This is a genomic window from Apibacter sp. B2966 (genome assembly GCF_011082485.1).
Lineage (GTDB): Bacteria > Bacteroidota > Bacteroidia > Flavobacteriales > Weeksellaceae > Apibacter.
On record NZ_CP049714.1, the window covers coordinates 1349167 to 1373149 of the forward strand.

The following is a 23983-nucleotide window of genomic DNA, read 5'->3' on the forward strand; positions in this document are numbered from 1 at the left end:
ATACTAAGATTAAATCATAAAATCTCTCCTATAATTTGTTAAAGAAACAATAAAAATAACTAAAAATGCGGCTCCTATAAAATAATGAAAATACTGTTTTGTGTCGTAATTAATACTTACGGATTGGTTAGTTTTGTCTAAGGTGGACATGGATTTAAATAACTTAGTAACAACATCTTTTGTATTATGACCGCCATAGAAATATTTACCTCCGGTTCCTGCTGCCAATTGTTTTAATGTACTTTCTTGCAATTTCGTTAATACAATATCCCCATTATCATCTTTTTTGTATTCTGAATATTTACCTTCATAAAATAAAGGAATGGGGGCTCCTTGAGTTGTACCTACCCCTACGGAAAATATGGAAATTTTATTTTTCTTTGCCGTATTTATTGCCCGTTTAACGTCTCCTTCGTGGGCTTCTCCGTCAGATATTATAAAAATTACTTTGGATGTATTGGAGGTTTGAGATAAAAGAGTGGAAGCTTTTAAAACGGCATCTGCTATATTTGTTCCCTGGGTTGTAATAAGATTAGTATCAATACCATTTAAGTAGAGCTGAGCAACGCTATAATCACTGGATAAAGGCATAATGGGATAGGAATTTCCTGCAAATGCTACTATCCCTACTCGATCCCCACCTAGTTTAGATAAAAAATCACAAACAATTTTTTTGGCTTTTTCCAATCTCGAAGGAGCTATATCTTCTGCATTCATGGATTTGGAAACATCTATTACGAAAACCAAATCAATTCCTTCACTCTTTACTTCTTTTTTCTCTGTTCCTCCTAAAAAGTTAGCTAATCCTAAAATCATCAGGATATATGCTATAATTATTCCTATATTACTTAAAATAAATTTTGAATAATTTTCCTTTCCAAAAATCATTTTTTGAAAAATTGGTTCAGCAAATTGATTTATTTTGGACTTTTTCCATTTTATGAGATATAGTAATCTCCATAATAGAAAGGGTATGAATAACAATAAATAAAAATATGATATTTTCTCAAACTGCCAATTCATAATATCTTTTTAATTTATACTTCTAACTACAAAGCCTCTTAAGAATAATTCTAGTAACAAAAGTATTAATGCTGGAAATAGAAATATTCTATATTTCTCTTTGTAATTATAATATTTTAAATCATTTATATCTGATTTTTCTAATTTATTGATTCTATTGTAAATATTTTGAAGACTTTCCGAGTCAGTAGCTCTAAAATAGGCTCCGCCTGTTTTTTGGGCTATTTTCTTTAATAAATCTTCATCAATTTCCACTTTTTGTTTTTCAAAATAAATTTTTCCGGTAAAGCGGTCTATTTGAGTAGGAAATAATGCGTAGCCATTAGTACCGATACCTATGGTATAGACTTTAATTCCTTCAGCAGCTGCAATATCTGCTGCAACAGTAGGCTCTACATATCCGTCATTATTTACTCCGTCTGTCATTAAAATAACTACTTTACTTTTTGCCTTACTTTTTTTAAGATGATTGACAGCTGTAGCTAAGCCCACCCCTATAGCCGTTCCTCCTTCCAATGTCTGTGTCCTTAGATTTTCAATTTGTTGAATAAGAATTTTTCTGTCTACCGTAAGAGGAACCATAGTAAGTGCTTCTCCGGAATAAGCAATTAACCCGATTCGGTCAACATATCTTTCTAATGCAAATTTCTGCGCTACTTTTTTAAGTGCTGATAATCTATCCGGATTCAAATCCTTTGCTAACATACTTAAAGAAACATCTACAGTCAGCATGATATCTATTCCTTTATCGCTCTGGTAAACTTGCGAGGTGCCTATAACTTTAGGTCTTGCCATGGCAAATATTAATAATGCTAGGATAAGCAAACGTATCCAAAATAATAAAGGCCTTAAATATGTTTTATAATTTTTTTCAGATTGAAAAGCAGAGACATTCGGTATCGATACTGCCTTTGTCTTAGCTTTCGTTCTAAATTTTAAATATATAAAAATGGGTATTACCAGTAAAAGAAGCAACATCCAAGGATAACCAAACAGTATATTATGATTCATCTTGCAGTTTTATTTTAGGTGAATCTGTTTTAGTAAGATTTATGAAATTAATTGCCTTTTCCATATGTAATTTCGTTTCTTCCGGAGTTGGTTTATATTTCGCAAACTTTGCCAAGTCTGAAATTTTGAATATAACGCTCAGATTTTCAATTTCATTTTCATCTATCCATTTCTCTTTTTTTAAATACTCCAATAAATCATCAGATAAAAGTTTGGTTGCCGGAAAATTCCAACGAGCTTCCATATATTCTTTTATTATGGACGTTAATTCTGAATAATATTTTTTATATAAATCTTTAGCTATATAATCAGACTTCTTGAGCTTTTTCAATCTTTTAATGGCTAATACATCCGGTTCGCTTTTATGGGTTTCCGATTTTTTATTCTTTCTTCTTATCAAATAGATGATTACACATACTAGGATTACAAGTAATATTAGTACATACCCTAGGTAAGGCTGTATATAATCCCATACATTTTTAGGAATCTGTACAATACTTTTAATATCGAATAAAGGAGTTTTTACGCTATCCGTAACAACAGGAGCTACCGTGACTTTATAGGAAGGAGTAAAATATTCTTTTGAATTGACTAAAATTCTTTGAGGCGGAACCGAAAAAGTTCCTTCTTCATATGCTGAAAAAATTATACTGTCACTTATAAAAATAGAATTGTTTTTTCTTAGCGTATCTTTTTTTTGTCTTAAAACTTCAAATTTTTCACTGAGTGTATCTGTAATCGTTGGAAAAATTATGGTATCCTTTTGACCGGTTTTAACTGTTATTTTTAAAACAATAGGTTCTCCAAATTTTATATTATCTGTTGAAATTTTGGAAACAGGGATTTGTGCACGAATAAGTATTGATGCTATAAAAAAATACACTATGAAAATTTTAAACTTCACAATTAATGATGTCCTCTAAAATAATTAAACAATATTTTTATATAATCACCTTCGGAAGGAATATTTACAAAACCGGCACCATTTTTAATAAATGCATTTTCTGTTGTAGTAGTTAATCGCTGATAATATGCTGAATATTTATCTCGAACAGTTTTTGAAGAAGTATCTACCCATTGCAATTTTCCTGTCTCTAAATCTTCAAGATAAATTAAGCCCATATCGGGAAATATTTTCTCCCAACGATCGTAAACTCGAATCCCTGTAATATCATGCTTTTTAGTCAATATCCGTAAATTTCTTTCAAAATAGGTGACATCAAAATCAGATATAAGAAAAATGGTAGATTTTCTTTTTATGGTTTTTATAATAAAATCAAAAACTACCGATAAATCTGTTTTAGTATGTTTAGGCTCTGCTTCTAAAATCGTTTTTATGATTCTTACAATGTGAGCATTTCCTTTTTTGGGAGCAATAAAATAATCAATTTTATCCGAAAATAAAACCAACCCTACTTTATCATTATTTTTAATGGCAGAAAGAGCAAGAGTTGCTCCTATTTCAGCAACCAATTCTTTTTTTAATTGTTTTTTGGTTCCAAAATTCATCGAGGCGCTAATATCTATTAAAATCATAGATACCATTTCTCTTTCCTCTTCAAATATTTTTACAAAAGGTTCATTAAAACGGGCTGTTTTATTCCAATCAATTTTTCTGACATCGTCTCCAAATTGGTATTGACGAACTTCTGAAAATGTCATTCCTATGCCCTTAAAAGAACTGTGATATTCCCCTAAGAATATTGAATTAATTCTTCTTTTAGACTTTAGCTCAATAAGCCTTACCTTTTTTAGAAGTTCTTCTGTCGTCAATTTTTTTGTTTTTTATAATACTACGGAGCTTTTACTGAACTGAGAATTTGATCAATAATATCCTCGGAAGTTATATTTTCTGCTTCTGCCTCATAGGTTATTCCGACGCGATGACGAAGGACATCTTTGGCAACGGATTTAACATCTTCCGGTACTACAAATCCTCTTTGGTTTAGAAAAGCATTTGCTTTTGCCGCCAATGCCATACTAATGCTACCTCTAGGGGAAGAGCCGAAAAGTATGTAAGGTTTAAGATTTGGCATATTATATTTTTCAGGATAACGGGTAGCAAATATCACATTTAGGATATAACTTTCAATCTTTTCATCCATGTAAATTTCTTTCACCAACTCCCTCGCCTCAAATATTTTTTCTAAAGTGATAATTTTCTTAACCTCATGTTTTTCTCCTGAAATATTTTGTCTAAGGATTGTTCTTTCTTGTTCAAAATCAGGATAAGAAACAACGCATTTTAACATAAATCTATCGACTTGAGCTTCAGGGAGTGGATAAGTACCTTCTTGATCGATAGGGTTTTGTGTTGCCAAAACCAAGAACGGTTCTTTCAATTTAAATGTTTCATCTCCAATGGTTACCTGTTTTTCTTGCATGGCTTCCAACAGAGCTGATTGAACCTTAGCCGGAGAACGATTAATTTCATCTGCCAAAATAAAGTTAGCAAAGATAGGTCCCTTTTTAATAGAAAAATCATTTTCTTTCATATTATATATTAAGGTTCCTAAAACATCTGCAGGTAATAAATCAGGCGTAAATTGAATTCGAGAAAACTCTCCATCAAGAGCCTCTGCAAGTGTTTTTATTGCCAAAGTCTTTGCTAATCCGGGAACACCTTCCAATAAAACATGACCGTTACTTAATAAACCAATTAACAGGCGGTTAATCATGTATTTTTGACCAACGATCACCTGATTTATTTCTTTACTTAGTAAACTAAAATCTTTGCTTTTTTCCCGTACTTTTTCAATAATAATTTTTATATCTTCGGAAGTCGATGTATACTCCATGCTTTCTAAAAATTAGCTAGCTGCAAAGTTCACTATTTTATTCTAATTGTGCTGCTAATAAATCGTTAAAATTTATATTAAAACTCCTAATTTTATATATTTATAGCAGTATAATTATATAATTATATTTTTTTTATATTTATAGCTTAAATAATTATCCGTAATAAAGTTACTAACTTTGTACGATATAAATTTGTTTTATGGACTCGTCAACAATAACAAAACCTAAATGGATTCGGGTTAAGCTGCCTTCCGGCAAGAATTATAAAGAACTTAGGGGAATTGTAGATAAATATAAGCTTAATACGATTTGCCAAAGTGGAAGCTGTCCAAACATGGGAGAATGTTGGGGTGAAGGCACGGCGACATTTATGATTTTGGGTAATATCTGTACCAGAAGTTGTGGGTTTTGCGGTGTTAAAACAGGGAGACCTTCCGAAATTGATTGGGAGGAACCCGAAAAAGTTGCGCGTTCTATTAAATTAATGAAAATTAAACATGCGGTATTAACTTCCGTTGACCGTGATGATCTTAAAGATATGGGATCTATTATTTGGGCGGAAACCGTAAAAGCGGTACGCAGAATTAGTCCCGGCACATCCATGGAAACTTTAATACCTGATTTCCAAGGAATTCACAGGCATATAAATAGAATTCTGGAAGCTGCCCCTGAAGTAATATCCCATAATATGGAAACGGTTAGGAGATTAACCCGTGAAGTACGTATACAAGCAAAATATGATCGAAGTTTGGAAGTTCTCCGATATATGAAAGATCAAGGGCAACGAAGAACGAAAACAGGAATTATGCTAGGTCTTGGAGAAAAGCCTTCTGAAGTTTATGAATCTATTAGAGAAATACATGACGCCCGAGTTGATGTAATCACGATCGGTCAATATTTACAACCTAGTAAAAAGCATCTTCCTGTAAAGGAATTTATTTCGTTGGAACAGTTTAAAGATTATGAAGATTACGCTAAAAGTTTAGGAAATTTCAGACATATTGAAAGCAGCCCGCTAGTTCGCTCATCTTATCATGCTGAAAAACATGTTAATTAAACGATCCCTTAAGATAATATATATAGAGTATGAAATGATGTTTTTTTTCTAAAATTATATTTCAGCTATAATCACGATCCACTAGAAAAATTATTTCACTTACTTCGTAAATTCAACTTTGTAAATTTTAGACCATAGTTTTCCAGTAATTAAGAAAGTATCACCATCAACATAGGCAATCCCATTCAAAACAGCCTCCTCATTGGTTTGGTTCATTTTAACTAAATCCGAAAAATCTGCTTTAGCAACCACAATTCCTGTACTAGGATCAATTTTTAAAATGATCGGTTCATCAAAAACATTGGCATAAATAAATCCGTTAGCGTACTCCAATTCATTAATCCTAGAATAAATATTTTCGTAACCAATCACAGAAATAGTCTTTTTTAAATTAAAATCTTTATCATAAAATTTTAATTCTGAAGACCCGTCAGAAACAACCATTTCATCTCCTATGGTTGTTGCTCCCCAACCTTCATATAAAGTCCCCGGATAGTTGAATTCTTTTAAAAGTTTAAAATCTGATGCATTATAAATGAATCCTTTTTTCTCTCTCCAAGTAAGTAAATATAATTTCTCGTTTAGCAAGGCAAACCCTTCTGCGAAAAATTTAGGGTCTATTTTAACGCTTTGAGAGTAAGAAGTTGAACCTAATTTATATTTAACTAATAATGATTTTCCATAGAGTCCTGAACTTTCCGTAATCCATCCGTCTTTATAGGTAAATCCTTGTGTAAATAATTCAGGATTGTGTGGAAATTCTTGGATCAATTTATAATGTAGATCCTTTTCTTTTTCGTTTGGAAACACGGTAAAAGTTGCATCAATTTCTTTTTTATATTTTCCGTTATAATTGATTGTTAGTACTATATAATTTGTACCCAACTTAGCATTGGATTCATCTAAAGTAATATTTTTTTTATCGTATGTTTGATCATTCAATTTAATACTATATGAATCAATAATTCCATCTTGTGTATTAAATTCTAAAGGTAATTTATCTCCTATGTGTAAGGGTTTATCATCTAATTTATCGAAATTGGTACTAATACTTATATTTTTAGGATCTTTACAACCCACTATACTTATAACAATCAGCAAACATAGTATTAGTTTTGTTATTAGATTTTTCATTTTATATTGCTTTTGATGTATAAATCCTATTTTTTGCAGTAACAAGTATGCAAATTCCTGCGATAATAAAGGGTACACTTAACCATTGTCCGGTATTTAATCCCAGCCAATTAATATATTCTTCTCCCTGCGGTTCCTTAAAAAATTCTACGATAAACCTGATACCGAAAAGTACAATTAAAAAATATCCAAATATCCAACCCGAATATTTCTTTTTATCGGTTTTTAAATAGATAAACATAAGGGATATAAACAAAAGTAAATAGCCAAAGGCTTCGTATAATTGAGAGGGATGGCGTGGAACAATACTTCCGTATTCATCGGTATCCTGTTGTATAAAAAGTACAGCCCATGGAAGTGAAGAAGGCTTTCCAATAATTTCCGAATTAAAAAAATTTCCAAAACGTATAAACATTCCTCCTATGGAAACCGGAATAACTATTCTGTCTAATATCCAATAAAAAGTTCGTTTTAAATATTTTCTTGTAAATAGATATAAAGAAATTAGAATTCCTATAGCAGCTCCATGACTGGCTAATCCTGAATAGCCTGTAAATTCAAAATGAGGTTTAGTTCGTATGGGTAAGAAAACTGCTAATGGATCTTGTATAAATAATTGTTTTTGATAAAAAAGTACATGTCCCAATCTAGCTCCAATTATTACGGCCAGAAACATATAGATGAACAAGGGATCTAATAATTTTTTATCTTCCTTATCTTTTTTAAAAATAAATTCCATGAGATAAAAACCTAAGCCAAAAGCAATCACATACATCAAGCTGTAGTATCTTAAGGTAAAGCTGCCTATATGTATACCTAAACTCGGATCCCAAGTAATATATAAAAGTTGATTCATCTAGTTTTAATTATGTTTTTTATGTGGCACCGGATCATAACCCTCTCCTCCCCAAGGATGACAACGAAAAATACGTTTACTTCCCAACCAAAATCCATAGAACAGTCCATGAATTTTTAATGCTTCCAACATATATGCGGAACAGGTGGGAGTAAACCTGCAATTATTTCCTATCCAAGGAGATATAGCGATCTGATAAAAGCGTATTAATACAACTAGTGGGAATATTGCTATTTTCCTTATCATTATATCAATTTCTTTACAAAGATACGGTTTTCTCTAAGATGATATTATGCGTTAATAAATATTTAACAGGCTAAAATTAACCGTAAAAAATTGAAAGGTTTTAATCATGGTTTACCAACCTAAATAAAGGCTTCTTTTTATATAGGTTATATTTATTATTTTTGCGTAAAATTTTAATTCAGTAATGACAGAAAGTGGAAAGATAGAATTGATGTGTCCGGCAGGTAATTTTGAATCATTGCAAGCAGCTTTGGATAATGGTGCAGATTCAATTTATTTTGGAGTCGAACAATTAAATATGCGTGCGCGTTCATCTGTTAATTTTACTTTAGACGATTTGGAAGAAATTTCCAAAAGGTGTTCTCAAAAAGGGGTACGAACCTACTTGACCTTGAATACAATTATTTATGATCACGATTTATCCATAATAAAAACAGTCTTGGATCGAGCAAAATCTGCTTCTATAACAGCAGTTATTGCCATGGATCAAGCGGTTATTGCTTATGCGAGACAAATTGGAATGGAAGTTCATATTTCAACCCAAATAAATATTACCAACATTGAAACGGTAAAATTTTATTCTTTATTTGCCGATACTATGGTTTTAAGCAGAGAATTGAGCTTAAGTCAAGTTAAAAAGATCACTTCTCAAATTAATAAAGAACAAATTAAAGGCCCGGGTGGAAAATTAGTTGAAATTGAAATTTTTGGACATGGCGCTTTGTGCATGGCTGTATCGGGGAAATGTTATTTGAGTCTACATTCTCATAATTCTTCTGCTAATCGAGGAGCTTGTAAGCAAAATTGCAGAAAAAAATACACCGTTATCGATCAAGAATCCGGTTTTGAGATTGAAATCGATAATGAATATATGATGTCCCCTAAAGATTTATGTACAATTGATTTTCTTGATCAAGTTATTGATTCCGGGGTAAAAGTATTGAAAATAGAAGGTAGAGGAAGGGCGCCGGAATACGTAGCTACTGTAACTAAATGCTATCGTGAAGCCATTGATGCCATTGCTTCCGGATCTTTTACTAAAGAAGCAGTAGCCGAATGGATGAAAAAGTTAGAAACTGTTTATAACCGAGGATTTTGGAGCGGTTATTATCTTGGGCAAAAATTAGGGGAATGGTCTGATAATCCGGGATCTAATGCTACACAAAAAAAGGTTTATATTGGAAAAGGTCGACATTTTTACCCGAAAACTAAAATTGGTGAATTTGAGATTGAGGCTTATAGTTTAAATGTTGGTGATAAAATATTAATTCAGGGACCTACTACCGGTTCACAAGAAGCTGAAGTTTCTTCGATGATGGTCGATGATATACCCGCTCAGGAAGCTAAAAAGGGAGATATACTTACTTTACCTATTGGTTTTAAAATACGTCCGTCCGATAAATTATATAAAGTTGTTAAAGCGTAGATTTTCGAATTTTTTAATTGATTTAAAAATTTTCAAGTTTAATTTCGCTAATTCGCTAAAAACTATTTGAAACATTGTTTAAATGCATAATTAAAAATATATTGCTAAAAAACATAAATAAAAATTTAATAAAACTATAATTATTACAATTCAAAATATATGTAATAAAAATTACTTTTTAAGTAATTTTATTAAATATTACAAAAAATTTAAACTACTACTTATTAAGAAGTTAAAATAAATACTTGACATAAATTTCGTATAGATATTTACATTTTATAACATAATTAATTCTAAATTAAGAATAAAAAAATATGTTCATTCTCATAATCTACAGTAATTATTAATAAAATTTGGAAATGTTTTTACATAAAGCATATAAATTTAAATTTTTAGATATCAAATATTAGTTCAAATTGAAATTATATTTTTTTTAACAAGTTATAAGAACAAATAAATGTTAACAAAACATTAACATTTGTATCATGCTTATTATAAATTAGTTATATTTTTTTTCTGTAATGTTAATATAGATAATTATTTTATCTTTTAATTTATTAATATTCAATATTTTAACGCTTTTATCTAGATCGTTATTTTTTTTCCTATTTTGCTTTAATTGATATCTATGTAATTTAGATAAATTTTGCTTATGTTTTTTAATTTTATTTAAAATTGTTACATGGCTAACATTTAACATTTTTCCTATTGATGTTAAAGAAAGTCCGCTTAAATATAAAATAATAATACTTAAATCAAATTCGTAATTATCATTTTTTAATTTTAATGTAAAATTAGACTTACAATTTTTACATCTATACCTCTGAATTTCGTTTATAAGACCATTTTTTACTATTTTATTATTTCCGCATTTTGGACATTTTATATATTTACTTAACATACATCTATATTTTAATTACATTAATCGATATAAATATTATTTTATTTATCTAATAATATATATTTTTGTACAAATTTATAAAATTAACTAAATGAAAAATGCCTTATTAACAGGAGCCACAGGCTCAATAGGCAAATCTATTGCTTATAAACTAGGAAGTGAGGGTTATGATTTAACATTAGTTTCAAGGAGTATTAACAACTTAGAAAGATTAAAATCAGAACTATCAAAAAAATATAATAACATTACAATTCATTGCTTTGATTGCGATGTATCTTCATTTAAAAAAGTAGAATCTTTATTTAAAAAAATTCTTCTTAAGAAATTAAAAATTTCAATTCTCATAAATTGCGCTGGTCGATCAGGAGGTGGTCTTTTTAATAATATTATGATAGAGGATTGGATTGATGTAATAAACACTAATTTAAATAGTGTCTTTTATGTTACAAAATGTGCTTTAAATAATAATTTAATTCCTAAAGGAGGGAGGATTATTAATATTTCATCTACAGGAGGAAAACAAGGTGTAATTTATGGTTGTCCATATTCTGCATCTAAACACGGGGTGGTTGGTTTTACAAAATCTTTAGGTTTAGAATTAGCTAGAAGCGGTTCAGGGATAACTGTCAATTCTGTTTGTCCTGGATTTGTTGAAAGTGATATGGCTGTGAGTGTAAGGGAGCATTATTCTAAAATATGGAATACAGATTTATCAGAAACAAAAAAAAGAGTAGAGAATAGAATTCCCATTGGAAGATATATTACTCCTGAAGAAGTTGCAGGTATGGTTTCATACTTAGCTTCACCTATTGCAGACGGAATTACTGCTCAAGCTATAAATGTCTGTGGAGGCTTAGGAAATTATTAAAAAGTGGAGAAAATTATTGATTTAAGTGTCCCTATTGATATAAATTTCTGGGAGCCAGAAAAAATAGATAGAATTTTTATTAATCATCAAAAAGGAGCGGATATTTTAGGCAAAAGCTATTTCTATTTTAGCTCTTCTAATCTTTTAAAAAAAATATTCCATTTTATTTTTCATAAGAAAAAAATAATTTCTAGAAAAGATTTTCCTAATGAAATGGGACTGTCAAATATGTTCTATAAAATATCTACCCATACAGGGACTCATATAGATGCTCCTTTTCATTATGGATGGAATAATATGAATAAAAAGCCTAAAACAATAGAGAAATTACCATTAGAATTATTTATTGGAAATGGGGTATTATTAGATTTTAGGAGTGAAATTTTAATAGATAAGAAAAGTGTTATAAAAAAATTAAACTTTCATAATTATGAAATAGCATCTGGTGATATTGTTTTAATTAATACCGGAGCATCAAAATTATTAGGTACTAAAGAATATTTTTTAAAGTATAAGCCAATTCAAAGAGATGTTATTGAATTTTTAGTTAAAAAGGGAATAAAAGTTATAGGGACAGATGCTTTTAGTTTTGATCCTCCATTTGTGAGTATGATAGATGAATATAAAAAAAGTAAAAATAAGGGATTGCTATGGCCTGCTCATTTTTATGGAAGAGAATTTCCTTACATACAGATAGAACGATTAGGAAATTTAGAAGAAATACCATTGTTTACAGGATTTAAATTTTGTTGTTTTCCTATAAAATTAAATGGAGCAGATGCTGCTTGGACTAGAGCAGTTGCTATTATTAAATAAAAATAAAAATAGTATAAATATATGAACGAATTACAAACAGTAAAGCAAGAGATTAAACCCTATCCAGAAAAGTGTTATTTACCATTTATTTTATATCCACCAGGGCTATATAGAAATCCAATGGCTGGAGAAAAATTTTTAGAAGAGAATATAGATATGGATCAAGATGGAGATGATTTTGTTTTATATATAGGTATTCCTTTTTGTAGAACAAAATGTAAATCATGCCCGTACTTTATAAGTCTTTTACATTCTAAAAATGCTGACATGGAAGATAAATTCGTAGACGCTCTGATCAAAGATTTAACTAAGTGGTCTAAATATAGGAGGTGGAAAACAGGAACAATTAGAAGTATTTTTATTGGAGGGGGAACAGGGAGTATATTGAGAACAGATAATTTAAAAAGAATTGTAAATATTGTTTTTTCTCTATTTAAGGTTTCTGATGATTATGAATTTACGTTGGAAGGCAATACAGGCGATTATGATGAGGAAAAGATAAATTATGTGGTAAATTCAGGAATAAATAGGATCAGTTTTGGTATACAGTCTTTTCAACCAGAAATGTTAAAGATTATAGGTTCCCCACATACAGTAGAAAATAGTAAAAAAGTAATAAAATCTTTTAGAGATAAAGGATTTAAAAATATTCATCTTGATTTGATGTTTAATATGCCAGGGCATACTTTAGATATATGGAAAAAAGATTTAGAAGAATTAAAAAATTTAGGAATTTCACATTTTACTATTTATTTATATAGAATCCATGATAATTCGACTCAGGAGAAATTGATTCAAAAAGGCAAAATAAATGCTCCAATAAATCCAGAAACGCCTATGGTTAAAGCTATGTATAGGGAAGCTAAAGTTATAGCTGAATCTATGGGATTTAAAATGTATATGATAGATCATTTCTGCGTTCCAGGATATGAAAATAAATATAATTTATGGAATTGGAAAATATATGTTGAAACATTAGCAGTAGGTCCGGGTTCTTACAGCTATATTGACGGATTTAGATTAGGTACAGAAGCAGATGTTGAAAAATACATAGAATACTGTAGTTCAGATAAATTATTAATTAGTTCGATTAGCGATAAATTATCGGAAAGAGTACAAAGAGAAAGATATATAATATTTACATTATTATATTATGAATTAGAATTTAAATTGTATCACGATAAATTTAAAACTTCATTTTTAGAAGACTTTGAAGATGAAGTGGAGAGATTATTAAATAAAAAATTAGTATATCTAACAGATGACAAAATGCTCTTGACTCAATTAGGTATAGAATGGCATACAAATGTTATTCTAGAATTTTTTAACGAAAAGTTTTGGAATGATGAAAAATCAGTAAGAGAACCTAATTGGTCATTAAATGGTGTCATGGCAGAATTAGGAACTAAGTCAAGGAATTTTTATTTAGGAGAAAAAAATCAAACATTTTATTAATTATGAGATATGAAATAAGTTCATTTAATAATATAAATAGATCAGTATATAAATTATAACTAAAGACATTATGAAAAAAAAGTACATTGGACAGTCAACAATGACAGCAAACGTTTCATCGAAAAAGGTTTGGAATCTTTGGAAAGATGTAAATAATTGGAATAAGTGGGATGAAGGTATTCAATCTATTCGTTTAGAAGGTAATTTTCAAAAAGGAGGAAAAGTATTTATGATGGGTGATAATCCAGATGAAATTCAAATAGAGATTACAGATGTGAAGGAAGAAATTTCGTTTTCAGATATTACGAAACTTCCCTTTGGAAGCATTAAAACTCATCATGAAATAGAAAGATTGGAAGGTGGAAATATTAAATTAACGCACAAAATTGAAGCTTATATAGAAGGCGAAAAAGAAAATGATTTTTTTAGCCAAAATATATGGCCAGAAATGCAAAAAAATTTGTCAAATGCTGTATTTAATATCTTAAAATTAGCTAATTAGATTAGTATTATGAGAAAGTATTGGTGTGGCGTAGCATCTAAAGAGCATGTACAAATAGGATATAATGAAGGTTTTTGTCAACTATGTCATGGAAAAAATTATCCATTAGAGAGAATGAACGTTGGAGATTGGATAATATATTATTCTCCTGTTTATAAATATAAATCAGATGAAAAATTTCAAAAATTTACTGCAATAGGGGAAATAGTTGGGAAAAATGTTTATTCTTTTGAAATGTTTCCTGGCTTTACCCCGTATAGACGAGATGTTAAATATTATTCTTGTTCAAATGTTTCAATTCATGATCTTTTAAATGATTTAGATTTTACTAAAGGTATTTTGAAATGGGGATATAAATTTAGATATGGGCATTTCGAATTATCAGAGCATGATTTTAAATTAATATCGTATAATATGCTAGGAATAAATATATTAAATGAGGAATAGGGTTGTAATAACAGGAATAGGAGTTGTTTCTCCTTTAGGAATAAAAAAAGAAAGTTTTTTGAACAATATATTAATTGGAAATTCTGGTATCACTGAATACATGTGGGGAGAGAAATTTGGTTTCGTAAATAAGTATATTGGCCAAATTCCCAAAGAATATAAATTGAAATTGAAGGGAAAATATCCGAATATAAATAGCGAATATTTATTATATGCAATGTATGCCGCAGATCAAGCAATGAAAGATGCCGGATTATTTGAAATAGAGGAAAGGTATTTTAAAAAAGAAAATATGGGAGTGTCTGTTGCTAGTGCTATTGCAGATGCAGCATCAATGGAAAAAATTCTTTTGAAAATTACAGATATTGAAAATAATTATAAAAAAGAGGGTGTTAATGAAAAGGATTGGGAAGCATTTAATTTTGGTTTAGCCGCTGATCTAATTGCTGAAAAATTTGATGCGAAAGGTTGTGTATCTAATTTATCTACAGGTTGTACAGCCGGTTTGGATGCTTTAGGGTTGGGATTGGATATGATTCGAAGTGGCAGAGTTGAAGTTATGATAGTAGGAGCAAGCGAAGCTCCATTATGTCCATTATCAATAGGTTCTTTTGAAGCATTAGGAGCATTGTCAACTAGAAAAGTAAATAGCCCATCAGAATCATCTTGTCCATATTCACTTGAAAGAGATGGTTTTATAATATCAGAAGGAAGTGGCATGTTTGTATTAGAAACTTATGAAAATGCTAAGAAAAGAGGAGCACATATCTATGCTGAATTAAAGGGATATAGTTCAGTTAATAATGCGTACCATATGACAGATTTACATTTTGAGGGCGCAGATCTTTCAGAGTGTATAAATTTGGTAATAAGAGATGCTAATTGCACTATATATGATATAGATCATATAAGTGCTCATGGAAGCTCTACTCAACAAAATGATATTAATGAAACTAATGCTATTAAAACTGCATTTAAAGAAAAAGCAAGTACCATAAAAATTAATTCTTTAAAATCTATGGGAGGTCATGCATTAGCTGCGGCTAATGCTATTGAGGTCGTGGCTTTATGCCTTGAAATAAAAGACCAGATTATACATCCTACAATTAATTATAAAATAAAAGATATAGCTTGTGATCTGGATTATGTAGTTGAAGGGAAAGAAGAAAAAATTATTAATGCAGCGTTAAAATTATCAAGTGGGTTTTCTGGAATTCATAGTGCAATTATATTAACAAAAAATAATGAAAAAAAATAGAGTATTTATTACTGGAGTAGGATTAGTTAGTCCATATGATAAAACAGAATCGGAAAAACTAATTTCTGAAAATGAATATATAAGTAATGATTCTTTTTTAAAAAAAATAAAGCAATTTGATTATTCGAATTATATAAACACTAGATTGAAAAAGAAAATTGATGATTTTTCAATGTTTGGGATGTCTGCGGCTGAAAAAGCACTAAATTCTAATAGGTGGGAAAAAGACAATTTAAAAAATTTTGGTATTTACATTGGAAATAATTTAGGGGGATGGAAATATATAGAACAAGATATTTTAGATCTTCACTACAAAAAAGAAAAATTTAGTATGAGTCCGTATGTTGCTACAGCATGGTTTCCTGCAGCCCTACAAGGACAAATTTCAATAAAGTTTAGAATTAAAGGATTATCAAAAACATATTCATTAGAGGATGTTGCAGGAATTCAAAGTATTGGATATGCAGTAGAGGCTATCAAAAATAATCGGATTAATAAGGCTATATGTGGGGCATCTGAATGTTTATCCAGCACCTACATGAAATCTATTTTATATAAATATAATGAATATTGTTCTAAGGGATATTTTGGTAAATCCAATATACTTTCATATTCAGAAGGTGCTGTATTTTTTATTTTAGAAGATTTTAATTCTGTAAAAAAAAGGGAAAGTAAAACTTTAGGAGAAGTATTAGATTTCATTGATGTATTTCGTCCAGAAAAAGATTTTTTAGACAAAACTTATTCAAAATTATTTCAATTATTGGAGAAGGAGCAAATACTATTTATTTTAGATGGAAGATATAAAAAAGAAGAAGACATAATTAAAGATTTTGTTTCGACAAATAATTTAATAACAAAAGTGTCAATTGTTAATTTTCAGAATTTATTTGGGTATCAATTTTCCGTCTCAGGACTAATGGAGTTGGGATTATTACTATCAGAAAATAACATTCAGGGGACAATAGATATCGAAAAATTTACACACATTATTATACAAAGAGTTAATCCTAATGGAAATTTATCATTAATTAAAGTGAAAATAAAAAAAAATAGATAAAATGAAAAATTTAGATAATTATAATAAAGTAAAAAGAATATTATCAGATTATTTAAGTATTGATCTGAAAGATTTTGATATGCAAAAAGATTTGCAAGAAGATTATGATGTGGATTCTGCTGAAAGAGTGGAAATTTTAATTTTTTTAGAAAAAGAATTTAATGTAAAAATTGATAGACATATAAAGGATAGTTGGAATACAGGAAAAAGTATAGCTAGTTATATTGACTCTATATTGTAAAAAAATATTTTCTATGAAATTAATTTCAATGTTTTTAAACAGACAATATGAAAATAATTTGTCAAAAAAAATTCTTATTGGAAAAAAAGGTAATTATAAATATGAAGAAATAAAAAATAATATATCTTTTCTAATTCATATTTTAAGAAAAAAAGGAATAAAAAAGGGAGAAACTGTTATAACTATATTGGATAATGATGAATATGGTATATTTTTTATATTAGCCGCAAGCTTTATAGGAATTCAAATCATACTCCCTTATAACCTTCGAGAAATTACATTGAAGGAAGCCAAATTTATTTACAATAATGCTAAATATGATCATATTATAAATTTTACTACAAAAGAAAAACATTTAAAGTATTTAAATAGCCCATTATTTTCTGGGAAAGTTATTCATTTGTATGATGTTTTTCAAAATAAGCATTTATATAAATATAATGATATTTTTGATAATAATACTTTCACTGATAGTATAAAAAATTTTGTTGTCTTATTTACTAGTGGTAGTACTGGTGCTCCTAAAGGTATATCTATATCAGAAGATTTAATTTGTTTAAGAATAAAAAATGTTACGAATCAATTACAGTTCAATAATTCTTCTAGGATTTATATGTCCGGATTATTGAATAATACAACAGGATTTATATATTCATTTGGTGCTTTTTTACATGGGGCTATACTAATATTACCTAGAGAAAAGAATATTGATAATTGGCCATTTGAAGTGGATCTTTATAATGCTACGCATATTATGCTTAGGCCAGTATATTTACAAAAATTTATTAATTCTTCAATTAATCATAATTTAAAGTTAAAAAGCCTACAAGTCATAGCTTATGGAGCATCATCTGTACCGGAAGAAATTTTAAATAGAGGAAGAAAATTTTTTAATCATTGTGATTGGGTGCAGGGTTATGGCCTTAGTGAATCATTCGGTCCATTCTGTTGGATGAAAGAAAAAGAACATAAAGAAGAAATATATAATAAATATATTTATTGCTTAGGATATGTTGATTCAACAATGGAAGTGAAAATTGAACCTTTAAAAGGAGAGAAAGATTCAAATGTTGGAGATATAATGATTAGGAATTTTAATATGATGGAGGGGTATTATGATATTACAACTAAAAAAATACAAAAAATTGGAGAATGGTTTATTACTGGAGATTTAGGCTATTTTAGTTCAGAGGGATATTTAGTATTAAAGGGAAGAAAGGCTAATACTGTTTTAAATTCTAACGGACATCGTATTTATCCTGAAGAGATAGAAAAAATTTATAGGAAAATAGAGGGAGTAATGCAAGCTGTGCTATTAGCGGCAAGTAATTCAACTGATTTAGAAAACGAATCAGAATTTGATCAAGCTATAATTTGTATATATGGTTCATTTAATAATAATTTTTTTATCAAAGAAATGTATCAAAAACTAAAAAGTATTAGTGTAGAAAAATGGCCAGATTATCTATATTTTAGTTCAAGTCCCTTTATAATAAATGATAATGGAAAAATTATAAAACACAAAATAAAACCTAATAATTTGTTTAAAATATCCAATGAAATATAATTTATCTCATAGTATTCTTTGTAATGCGAATGTAATAAAAGTATATGAAGTTTTTCATAAAATAGAAAAATGGCCAATATACTTTACACCTTGTCAAAAAGTGAAAATTTTAATAGAAAAAGACAATTTTCGTAGAATAGAAATTTCAGCACTTGTTAATGGAGAAGAAAAAACTTGGATTTCAGAGCAAATTATTTTTTCATCTATTTTTGGAATAAATACAGTTATTATAAAACCAATGCCAGGAGTGCAAGAAATGAATGTTTTTTGGAGAGCAATAAAGATAACTTCAGAAGTAAGTTTATTATTACTTGAACATGAATATAATTTAATTGATAACAACAAAATTGAAGATACTACTATATTTTCATTTGATAATGTTGAAAATTATGTAAAAACAGCTATTGATAATAATTCAAATACAGAATTGATGGATATTAAAAATATCGCTGAAAAAAAAATGGAGGTTAATAAAGGAAGTTGTGTTCACTCTATAATTTGTAATTCAAACATTGATAGTATTTATGATTTAATATGTGACACCAAAAAATGGATAGGTATTTTTCCTTCATGTATAAATTCAGAAGTTTTAGAACTTAGAGATAATGAAGAGATTGTTAAAATTACAGTATTACAAAATTTAAAAGAAATATCCTGGATAACAAAAAGAAATTATATTTCTGACATATATAAAATAAATTATGAACTTTTAAATCCTATGCCTTTTATGCATGATATGAGAGGTAGTTGGAGGGTAATTCCAATAAGTAAAGATAAATGTATATTATCAGTAGAAAGACATTGGATTATATCAAATAATTTTGATAATTACCCGGATAAGGTTTCTAGTTTAGATGAAGCAAATGAATTTGTTAAAAGTTTTGTAGATAACAATTCTATTTCAGAAATGGAAATAATTAAGGCCTATGTTGAAGATAAGCAAATTCCAATATATTTTTCTTCTTTTTATAGAGTAAATGGGAATATAAATAGATTATATGAATATTTGGCTAATATTAATCTATGGAATCAGCTTGAACATTGTGAGTCTATTGAAGTTATATATGAAGATGATTCTTATCAAGAATTTATTATGAATGTTAAAGGACTCAATGGAACAGAATTTATTAGAAGTGTTAGAAATCTTAATAGAGAAAATTATTCTATAACTTATTTTCAGCCATTACCTCCTTCAATCTTAGGTATGCATCATGGCGGATGGAAAATCATTGAAGAAGATAATAATAAGTTAAAGGTTAAAATATGGCATAAAATAACTATAAAAGAAAACACTTTGAATGAGATAGGAGTAATAGATAAAATTACTAGACAGGAGAAAATAATAAAAACTATTTTAAATAATACAAAAAAAACAATTGATAGATTTATAAATTTATAAAATTTTCATGGAGAAAAGATCAACAATATCGCCATCTTTATATTCAATATGCAATTATTTTTTTCCTAGATTATTATTTTTAAATTCATCATATGCTCCTAATATTCATTATGGAGATATTGTGGAAGCTTTAACTGATTTTCCAGAATTTGAAAAAAATGATTTATCCTACAGTAAATTTTGGGAACATTGGATGGAAAGATGGAAGCTTCAAGGGGAAAAATACATTAAAATTGCTAATAGTATGACTTCTCAAAGTAATTATTGTAGAGCGCATAAAAGCGCAGCGGCATGTTATCATTGGGCAGAATTTATGTATTTTGGAGATGAAAAAATAATTTTGCGTAAAAAAGTAAGAGAGAGTTTTAAAGAAAGTATAAAGGACAAAAAAATAGAAATAGTATTTGAGGAATGCCATTTAGAAGGTATTAAAATTACATATATTATAGTTTATCCTGATAAAATGAATGATTCTTACCCTTGCGTATTAATTTCTAACGGATTGGATTCTATGACAGAGATAGAGCCTTTGTCTTTAGCCGAATATTATTTAGAAAAAGGAATAGCTGTTATTCTATTTGAAGGACCTGGGCAGGGAATAAATTTAGGTCATACTCCAATACCTTTAGAAATGGAATATTTCGTAGAGCTATTACTAAAAAAATTAAATAATAATGAAAAAATTGATAAGAAACGTTTAGGCTTTTTAGGTATTAGTTTTGGAGGATATATAGCATTAAGGATAGCTCAAAAATTAGGTAATTATTTTAAATGTATTATAAATATTTCTGGAGGACCTGTTTTAAGAAATTTTATTTCTTTAGCTAGAAGATTGAAAACAGATTTTAGCTATGCTTTTATGCAAGATGATAATTCATTTATAATGCAGGATATTTTTGATAAACTTAAAATTGATATTGAAAAACTTCCTTCGTCCGATATTATTTCAATCCATGGAGTGCATGATGATATTTTTCCCATTAAATTTTTAAAGAAATTAGATCAAGAATGGGGTGATAAACATAGATTGATTGTTTATAATAAAGAAACCCATGCATGTTTAAATGTTCTTAACCAATACAACTTGATTGCCTCGGATATTTTGTCTAATAAATTATTAAATTAAAAATTTTATAAATATGTATTTTAGATTCAGCTTCATTTATTTTTGTCTATTTGCTTTTATTGGATTACACATGCCGTTTTGGCCAGTATGGCTAAAATCAAAAGACATATCTATATTAGAAATATCAATTTTAACAGCAATTACTTTTGCTTTAAAAATAATAGTTACACCATATGTATCGAAAATAACAGATAAAAATAATTCTCCAAGATTATCAATTATATTATCTTGCTTAGGTTTATTCATCTTTTTATTTTTATTTATAATAACAAATAGTTTTTATTCTATATTATTAGTTACCTTAGTAGCATTTTCTTTTTGGTCACCCATAATGGCGCTAATTGATGGATATACAATCAACACTATTAAAGATAGTAAATATGATTATGGAAAGATAAGAATTTGGGGATCTATAGCTAATATGATTGTTGCAATAACTTCAGGAAAACTTATAGGAACTTTTGGAGCAAGTAAATTATTGTATTTTCTTATTGTTATTTCTGGGCTCTTATTAATTGCATCATTTATTCTTCCAAAAAAAAAGGAAGAAGCATATACACAAAAAAATATAAAAATAAGTTTTCGACCTTTTTTAAAAAGTAGATGGTTTATAATTTTTCTTATATCAACAACACTTATACAAGGAAGTCATGCCTTTTATTACACTTTTGGAAGTATTAATTGGCAAAAAACAGGAGTAAGTGATGAAGTCATAGGATTTTTATGGGGTATAAGCGTAGCATCGGAAATAATATTCTTTCTTTTTGGGAAAAAATTCATAAGTAAAATAGGTTTTATAAATATAATAATTTTAGGAGGTATTGCAGCTACATGTAGATGGTTTGCAATAGGTTATTTTAGTAATATTTTTATATTAATGTTTTTTCAATTATTACAGGCGATTTCTTTTGCAGCTTCGCATGTAGCTGCAATTAGTTTAATAGGTGAAAAAGTTAGTAAAGAAATTTCTTCAACAGGTCAAGGATTATATTCTTCTTTTATAATGGGTATTGGTATGGGATGCTTTGTATTTTTATCAGGACCTATATATCAGAATTTTGGATCGTTTTCTTTTTATTTAATGGCAGGAGTTTCATTTTTAGGAATTATAATGGCTTTGCTTTTAAAAAGAACAAAATTAGATAAAATAGATTTATCAAGTAATATAAATTAAAATTTTAAAAAATATGAAAAAAAAGTACATTGGACAGTCAACAATGACAGCAAACGTTTCATCGAAAAAGGTTTGGAATCTTTGGAAAGATGTAAATAATTGGAATAAGTGGGATGAAGGTATTCAATCTATTCGTTTAGAAGGTAATTTTCAAAAAGGAGGAAAAGTATTTATGATAGGTGATAATCCAGATGAAATTCAAATAGAGATTACAGATGTGAAGGAAGAAATTTCGTTTTCAGATATTACGAAACTTCCCTTTGGAAGCATTAAAACTCATCATGAAATAGAAAGATTGGAAGGTGGAAATATTAAATTAACGCACAAAATTGAAGCTTATATAGAAGGCGAAAAAGAAAATGATTTTTTTAGCCAAAATATATGGCCAGAAATGCAAAAAAATTTGTCAAATGCTGTATTTAATATCTTAAAATTAGCTAATTAAATGAATTTAAAAAAAACTTTTAATAAAAAAGTTGCAATAGTAACAGGTGGAGCAGGAGGAATTGGCTCTGAAATATCTATACAATTAGCAAAAGCCAACTTTCATGTTATCATAACATATCTGACATCCAAGGATAATGCTTTAAAGTTGGAGCAAGAAATAAGAAATCAAGGAGGTAGTGCTTCTGCATATTTTTTAGACATTTCTAAGATGTTAGATGTTAAAAATATGTTCGAATATTTAATTGATACTTACGAAAGGATTGATGTAATTATTAATAATGCTGGAACAATGATACCTAGCCTATTAATAGACTTATCTGAGGATTTAATAAATAATATTATTAATGTTAATTTAATTGGATGTATTAATATGCTAAATCAATCCTCAATACATTTAAATGATTTTGGGGTAATTATAAATATTTCTTCAACTGTTGTTGAAGAATGTAACGTTTATTCTGGTTTATATGCTGCAAGCAAATCTGCTATTGAAAAATTAGGAAAGGTAGCTGCTAAAGAACTTGGAAAAAGAGGAATTAGAGTTAATTCAATTCGTATAGGTCCCACCATTCCTGGGATGTTTTCTAAAGCTCCTAAAGAAAGACAAATGGCATTAATAAATCAATCCCCCTTTAATAGATTAGGTTCTCCTAAAGATGTAGCTAACTTAATTTTATATTTAATTAGTGATGAAGGTAAATGGATAAATAGACAAGTAATAACATCTGATGGAGGATTATTTTAGTATAATATTAAAATTAAATATAAAAATCGATAGAATAAAATTCTATCGATTTTTATATTTATCCTAAAAATAATTCTATACTAACTTATATTTTTTAATTAAAATAATTTCGAATAATTTAATTTAGATCAATTATAACTATTTTTTAAGAAAAAACTGATAAATTAAGATTTAAATTGCTTTTAAATATAAAATTACAAGACATCAATTCTTCTTTTTTTAAATATTAATCATTAAAAATTATTCATATTTTTTAACATAAATATATAAGAATATAAAAAAATTTTTCACAGTAATTCGTCTGCAATATTTTTATAATTTTTAAAAAACTCATTTTAAAATTAAAATAAATTAAATGTTAATAAAATATACAAATTTATATACTTTAAAAAGAATTAGACAGATATATCAAATGTAAAACGATT

At 28.2% G+C, this 23983-nt stretch carries 24 protein-coding genes; 16 read left to right on the forward strand and 8 right to left on the reverse strand.

Features of this window, described 5'->3' with window-relative positions:
* Window positions 1-9 precede the first annotated feature (9 nt).
* The 5 genes from G8C43_RS05820 to G8C43_RS05840 are packed head-to-tail and all read right to left on the reverse strand — an operon-like array spanning window position 10 to window position 4832.
* On the reverse strand, window positions 10-1023 hold the full coding sequence (locus G8C43_RS05820; RefSeq protein ID WP_166004726.1) for a VWA domain-containing protein: 1014 nt from the start codon (window positions 1021-1023) through the stop codon (window positions 10-12).
* Window positions 1024-1032: 9 nt separating this feature from the next.
* Entirely contained in the window at window positions 1033-2034 is a 1002-nt protein-coding gene (locus G8C43_RS05825; RefSeq protein WP_166004728.1) for a vWA domain-containing protein, read from the reverse strand.
* Window positions 2024-2917, reverse strand: a complete 894-nt coding sequence (locus tag G8C43_RS05830; RefSeq protein ID WP_166004731.1) for a BatD family protein — start codon at window positions 2915-2917, stop codon at window positions 2024-2026. Before G8C43_RS05830 ends, G8C43_RS05825 begins: the two co-directional genes overlap by 11 nt.
* A gap of 23 nt (window positions 2918-2940) precedes the next feature.
* Window positions 2941-3807, reverse strand: coding sequence for a DUF58 domain-containing protein (locus tag G8C43_RS05835; RefSeq protein ID WP_160556904.1), 867 nt, complete (start codon window positions 3805-3807; stop codon window positions 2941-2943).
* Between the two features lie 20 nt (window positions 3808-3827).
* On the reverse strand, window positions 3828-4832 hold the full coding sequence (locus tag G8C43_RS05840; protein WP_166004733.1) for an AAA family ATPase: 1005 nt from the start codon (window positions 4830-4832) through the stop codon (window positions 3828-3830).
* 200 nt (window positions 4833-5032) lie between these two features.
* Here G8C43_RS05840 and lipA point away from each other — a divergent pair, with 200 nt between their 5' ends.
* Window positions 5033-5890 carry a lipoyl synthase gene (lipA, locus tag G8C43_RS05845; protein WP_166004735.1) on the forward strand — a complete coding sequence of 286 codons (858 nt, stop codon included), beginning with the start codon at window positions 5033-5035 and terminating at the stop codon, window positions 5888-5890.
* 99 nt (window positions 5891-5989) lie between these two features.
* Here lipA and G8C43_RS05850 read toward each other — a convergent pair whose 3' ends face one another.
* Genes G8C43_RS05850 through yidD form a run of 3 tightly spaced genes read right to left on the reverse strand, consistent with a single transcriptional unit; the run spans window position 5990 to window position 8126 of the window.
* On the reverse strand, window positions 5990-7024 hold the full coding sequence (locus G8C43_RS05850; protein WP_166004737.1) for a glutaminyl-peptide cyclotransferase: 1035 nt from the start codon (window positions 7022-7024) through the stop codon (window positions 5990-5992).
* Between the two features lies 1 nt (window position 7025).
* A complete protein-coding gene (gene lgt, locus G8C43_RS05855) occupies window positions 7026-7880 on the reverse strand; it encodes a prolipoprotein diacylglyceryl transferase (RefSeq protein WP_160556900.1) in 855 nt (284 codons plus the stop codon).
* A 6-nt stretch (window positions 7881-7886) separates the two neighbouring features.
* The gene (yidD, locus tag G8C43_RS05860) at window positions 7887-8126 is read right to left on the reverse strand and encodes a membrane protein insertion efficiency factor YidD (protein WP_166004739.1); all 240 of its coding nucleotides are present in this window, start codon (window positions 8124-8126) and stop codon (window positions 7887-7889) included.
* A 184-nt stretch (window positions 8127-8310) separates the two neighbouring features.
* Here yidD and G8C43_RS05865 point away from each other — a divergent pair, with 184 nt between their 5' ends.
* The 15 genes from G8C43_RS05865 (at window position 8311) to G8C43_RS05935 (ending at window position 23558) form a co-directional block, all read left to right on the forward strand.
* On the forward strand, window positions 8311-9552 hold the full coding sequence (locus G8C43_RS05865) for a U32 family peptidase (RefSeq protein WP_105296826.1): 1242 nt from the start codon (window positions 8311-8313) through the stop codon (window positions 9550-9552).
* Between the two features lie 992 nt (window positions 9553-10544).
* The gene (locus G8C43_RS05870; RefSeq protein ID WP_166004741.1) at window positions 10545-11321 is read left to right on the forward strand and encodes an SDR family NAD(P)-dependent oxidoreductase; all 777 of its coding nucleotides are present in this window, start codon (window positions 10545-10547) and stop codon (window positions 11319-11321) included.
* 3 nt (window positions 11322-11324) lie between these two features.
* Window positions 11325-12137 carry a cyclase family protein gene (locus G8C43_RS05875; protein ID WP_166004742.1) on the forward strand — a complete coding sequence of 271 codons (813 nt, stop codon included), beginning with the start codon at window positions 11325-11327 and terminating at the stop codon, window positions 12135-12137.
* 21 nt (window positions 12138-12158) lie between these two features.
* Window positions 12159-13592 carry a coproporphyrinogen-III oxidase family protein gene (locus G8C43_RS05880; protein WP_166004744.1) on the forward strand — a complete coding sequence of 478 codons (1434 nt, stop codon included), beginning with the start codon at window positions 12159-12161 and terminating at the stop codon, window positions 13590-13592.
* A 70-nt stretch (window positions 13593-13662) separates the two neighbouring features.
* On the forward strand, window positions 13663-14094 hold the full coding sequence (locus G8C43_RS05885; RefSeq protein ID WP_166004746.1) for an SRPBCC family protein: 432 nt from the start codon (window positions 13663-13665) through the stop codon (window positions 14092-14094).
* 9 nt (window positions 14095-14103) lie between these two features.
* Window positions 14104-14541, forward strand: coding sequence for an EVE domain-containing protein (locus G8C43_RS05890; protein WP_166004748.1), 438 nt, complete (start codon window positions 14104-14106; stop codon window positions 14539-14541).
* Window positions 14531-15799: a beta-ketoacyl-[acyl-carrier-protein] synthase family protein gene (locus G8C43_RS05895; RefSeq protein ID WP_166004750.1), complete on the forward strand. Its 1269-nt coding sequence runs from the start codon at window positions 14531-14533 to the stop codon at window positions 15797-15799. Before G8C43_RS05890 ends, G8C43_RS05895 begins: the two co-directional genes overlap by 11 nt.
* The gene (locus G8C43_RS05900; protein ID WP_166004752.1) at window positions 15786-16859 is read left to right on the forward strand and encodes a beta-ketoacyl synthase N-terminal-like domain-containing protein; all 1074 of its coding nucleotides are present in this window, start codon (window positions 15786-15788) and stop codon (window positions 16857-16859) included. The genes G8C43_RS05895 and G8C43_RS05900 overlap by 14 nt, the downstream gene beginning before the upstream one ends.
* Before the next feature lies 1 nt (window position 16860).
* Window positions 16861-17100, forward strand: coding sequence for an acyl carrier protein (locus G8C43_RS05905; RefSeq protein ID WP_166004754.1), 240 nt, complete (start codon window positions 16861-16863; stop codon window positions 17098-17100).
* A gap of 13 nt (window positions 17101-17113) precedes the next feature.
* Entirely contained in the window at window positions 17114-18667 is a 1554-nt protein-coding gene (locus tag G8C43_RS05910; protein ID WP_166004756.1) for an AMP-binding protein, read from the forward strand.
* The gene (locus G8C43_RS05915; RefSeq protein ID WP_166004759.1) at window positions 18657-20066 is read left to right on the forward strand and encodes a hypothetical protein; all 1410 of its coding nucleotides are present in this window, start codon (window positions 18657-18659) and stop codon (window positions 20064-20066) included. The genes G8C43_RS05910 and G8C43_RS05915 overlap by 11 nt, the downstream gene beginning before the upstream one ends.
* A 7-nt stretch (window positions 20067-20073) precedes the next feature.
* Window positions 20074-21192, forward strand: coding sequence for an alpha/beta hydrolase family protein (locus G8C43_RS05920; protein ID WP_166004761.1), 1119 nt, complete (start codon window positions 20074-20076; stop codon window positions 21190-21192).
* A gap of 70 nt (window positions 21193-21262) precedes the next feature.
* Window positions 21263-22366, forward strand: a complete 1104-nt coding sequence (locus G8C43_RS05925) for an MFS transporter (protein ID WP_255490409.1) — start codon at window positions 21263-21265, stop codon at window positions 22364-22366.
* Window positions 22367-22379: 13 nt separating this feature from the next.
* Entirely contained in the window at window positions 22380-22811 is a 432-nt protein-coding gene (locus G8C43_RS05930; protein WP_166004765.1) for an SRPBCC family protein, read from the forward strand.
* On the forward strand, window positions 22812-23558 hold the full coding sequence (locus G8C43_RS05935; protein WP_166004767.1) for an SDR family oxidoreductase: 747 nt from the start codon (window positions 22812-22814) through the stop codon (window positions 23556-23558). It begins immediately after the preceding gene.
* Window positions 23559-23983: the final 425 nt, after the last annotated feature.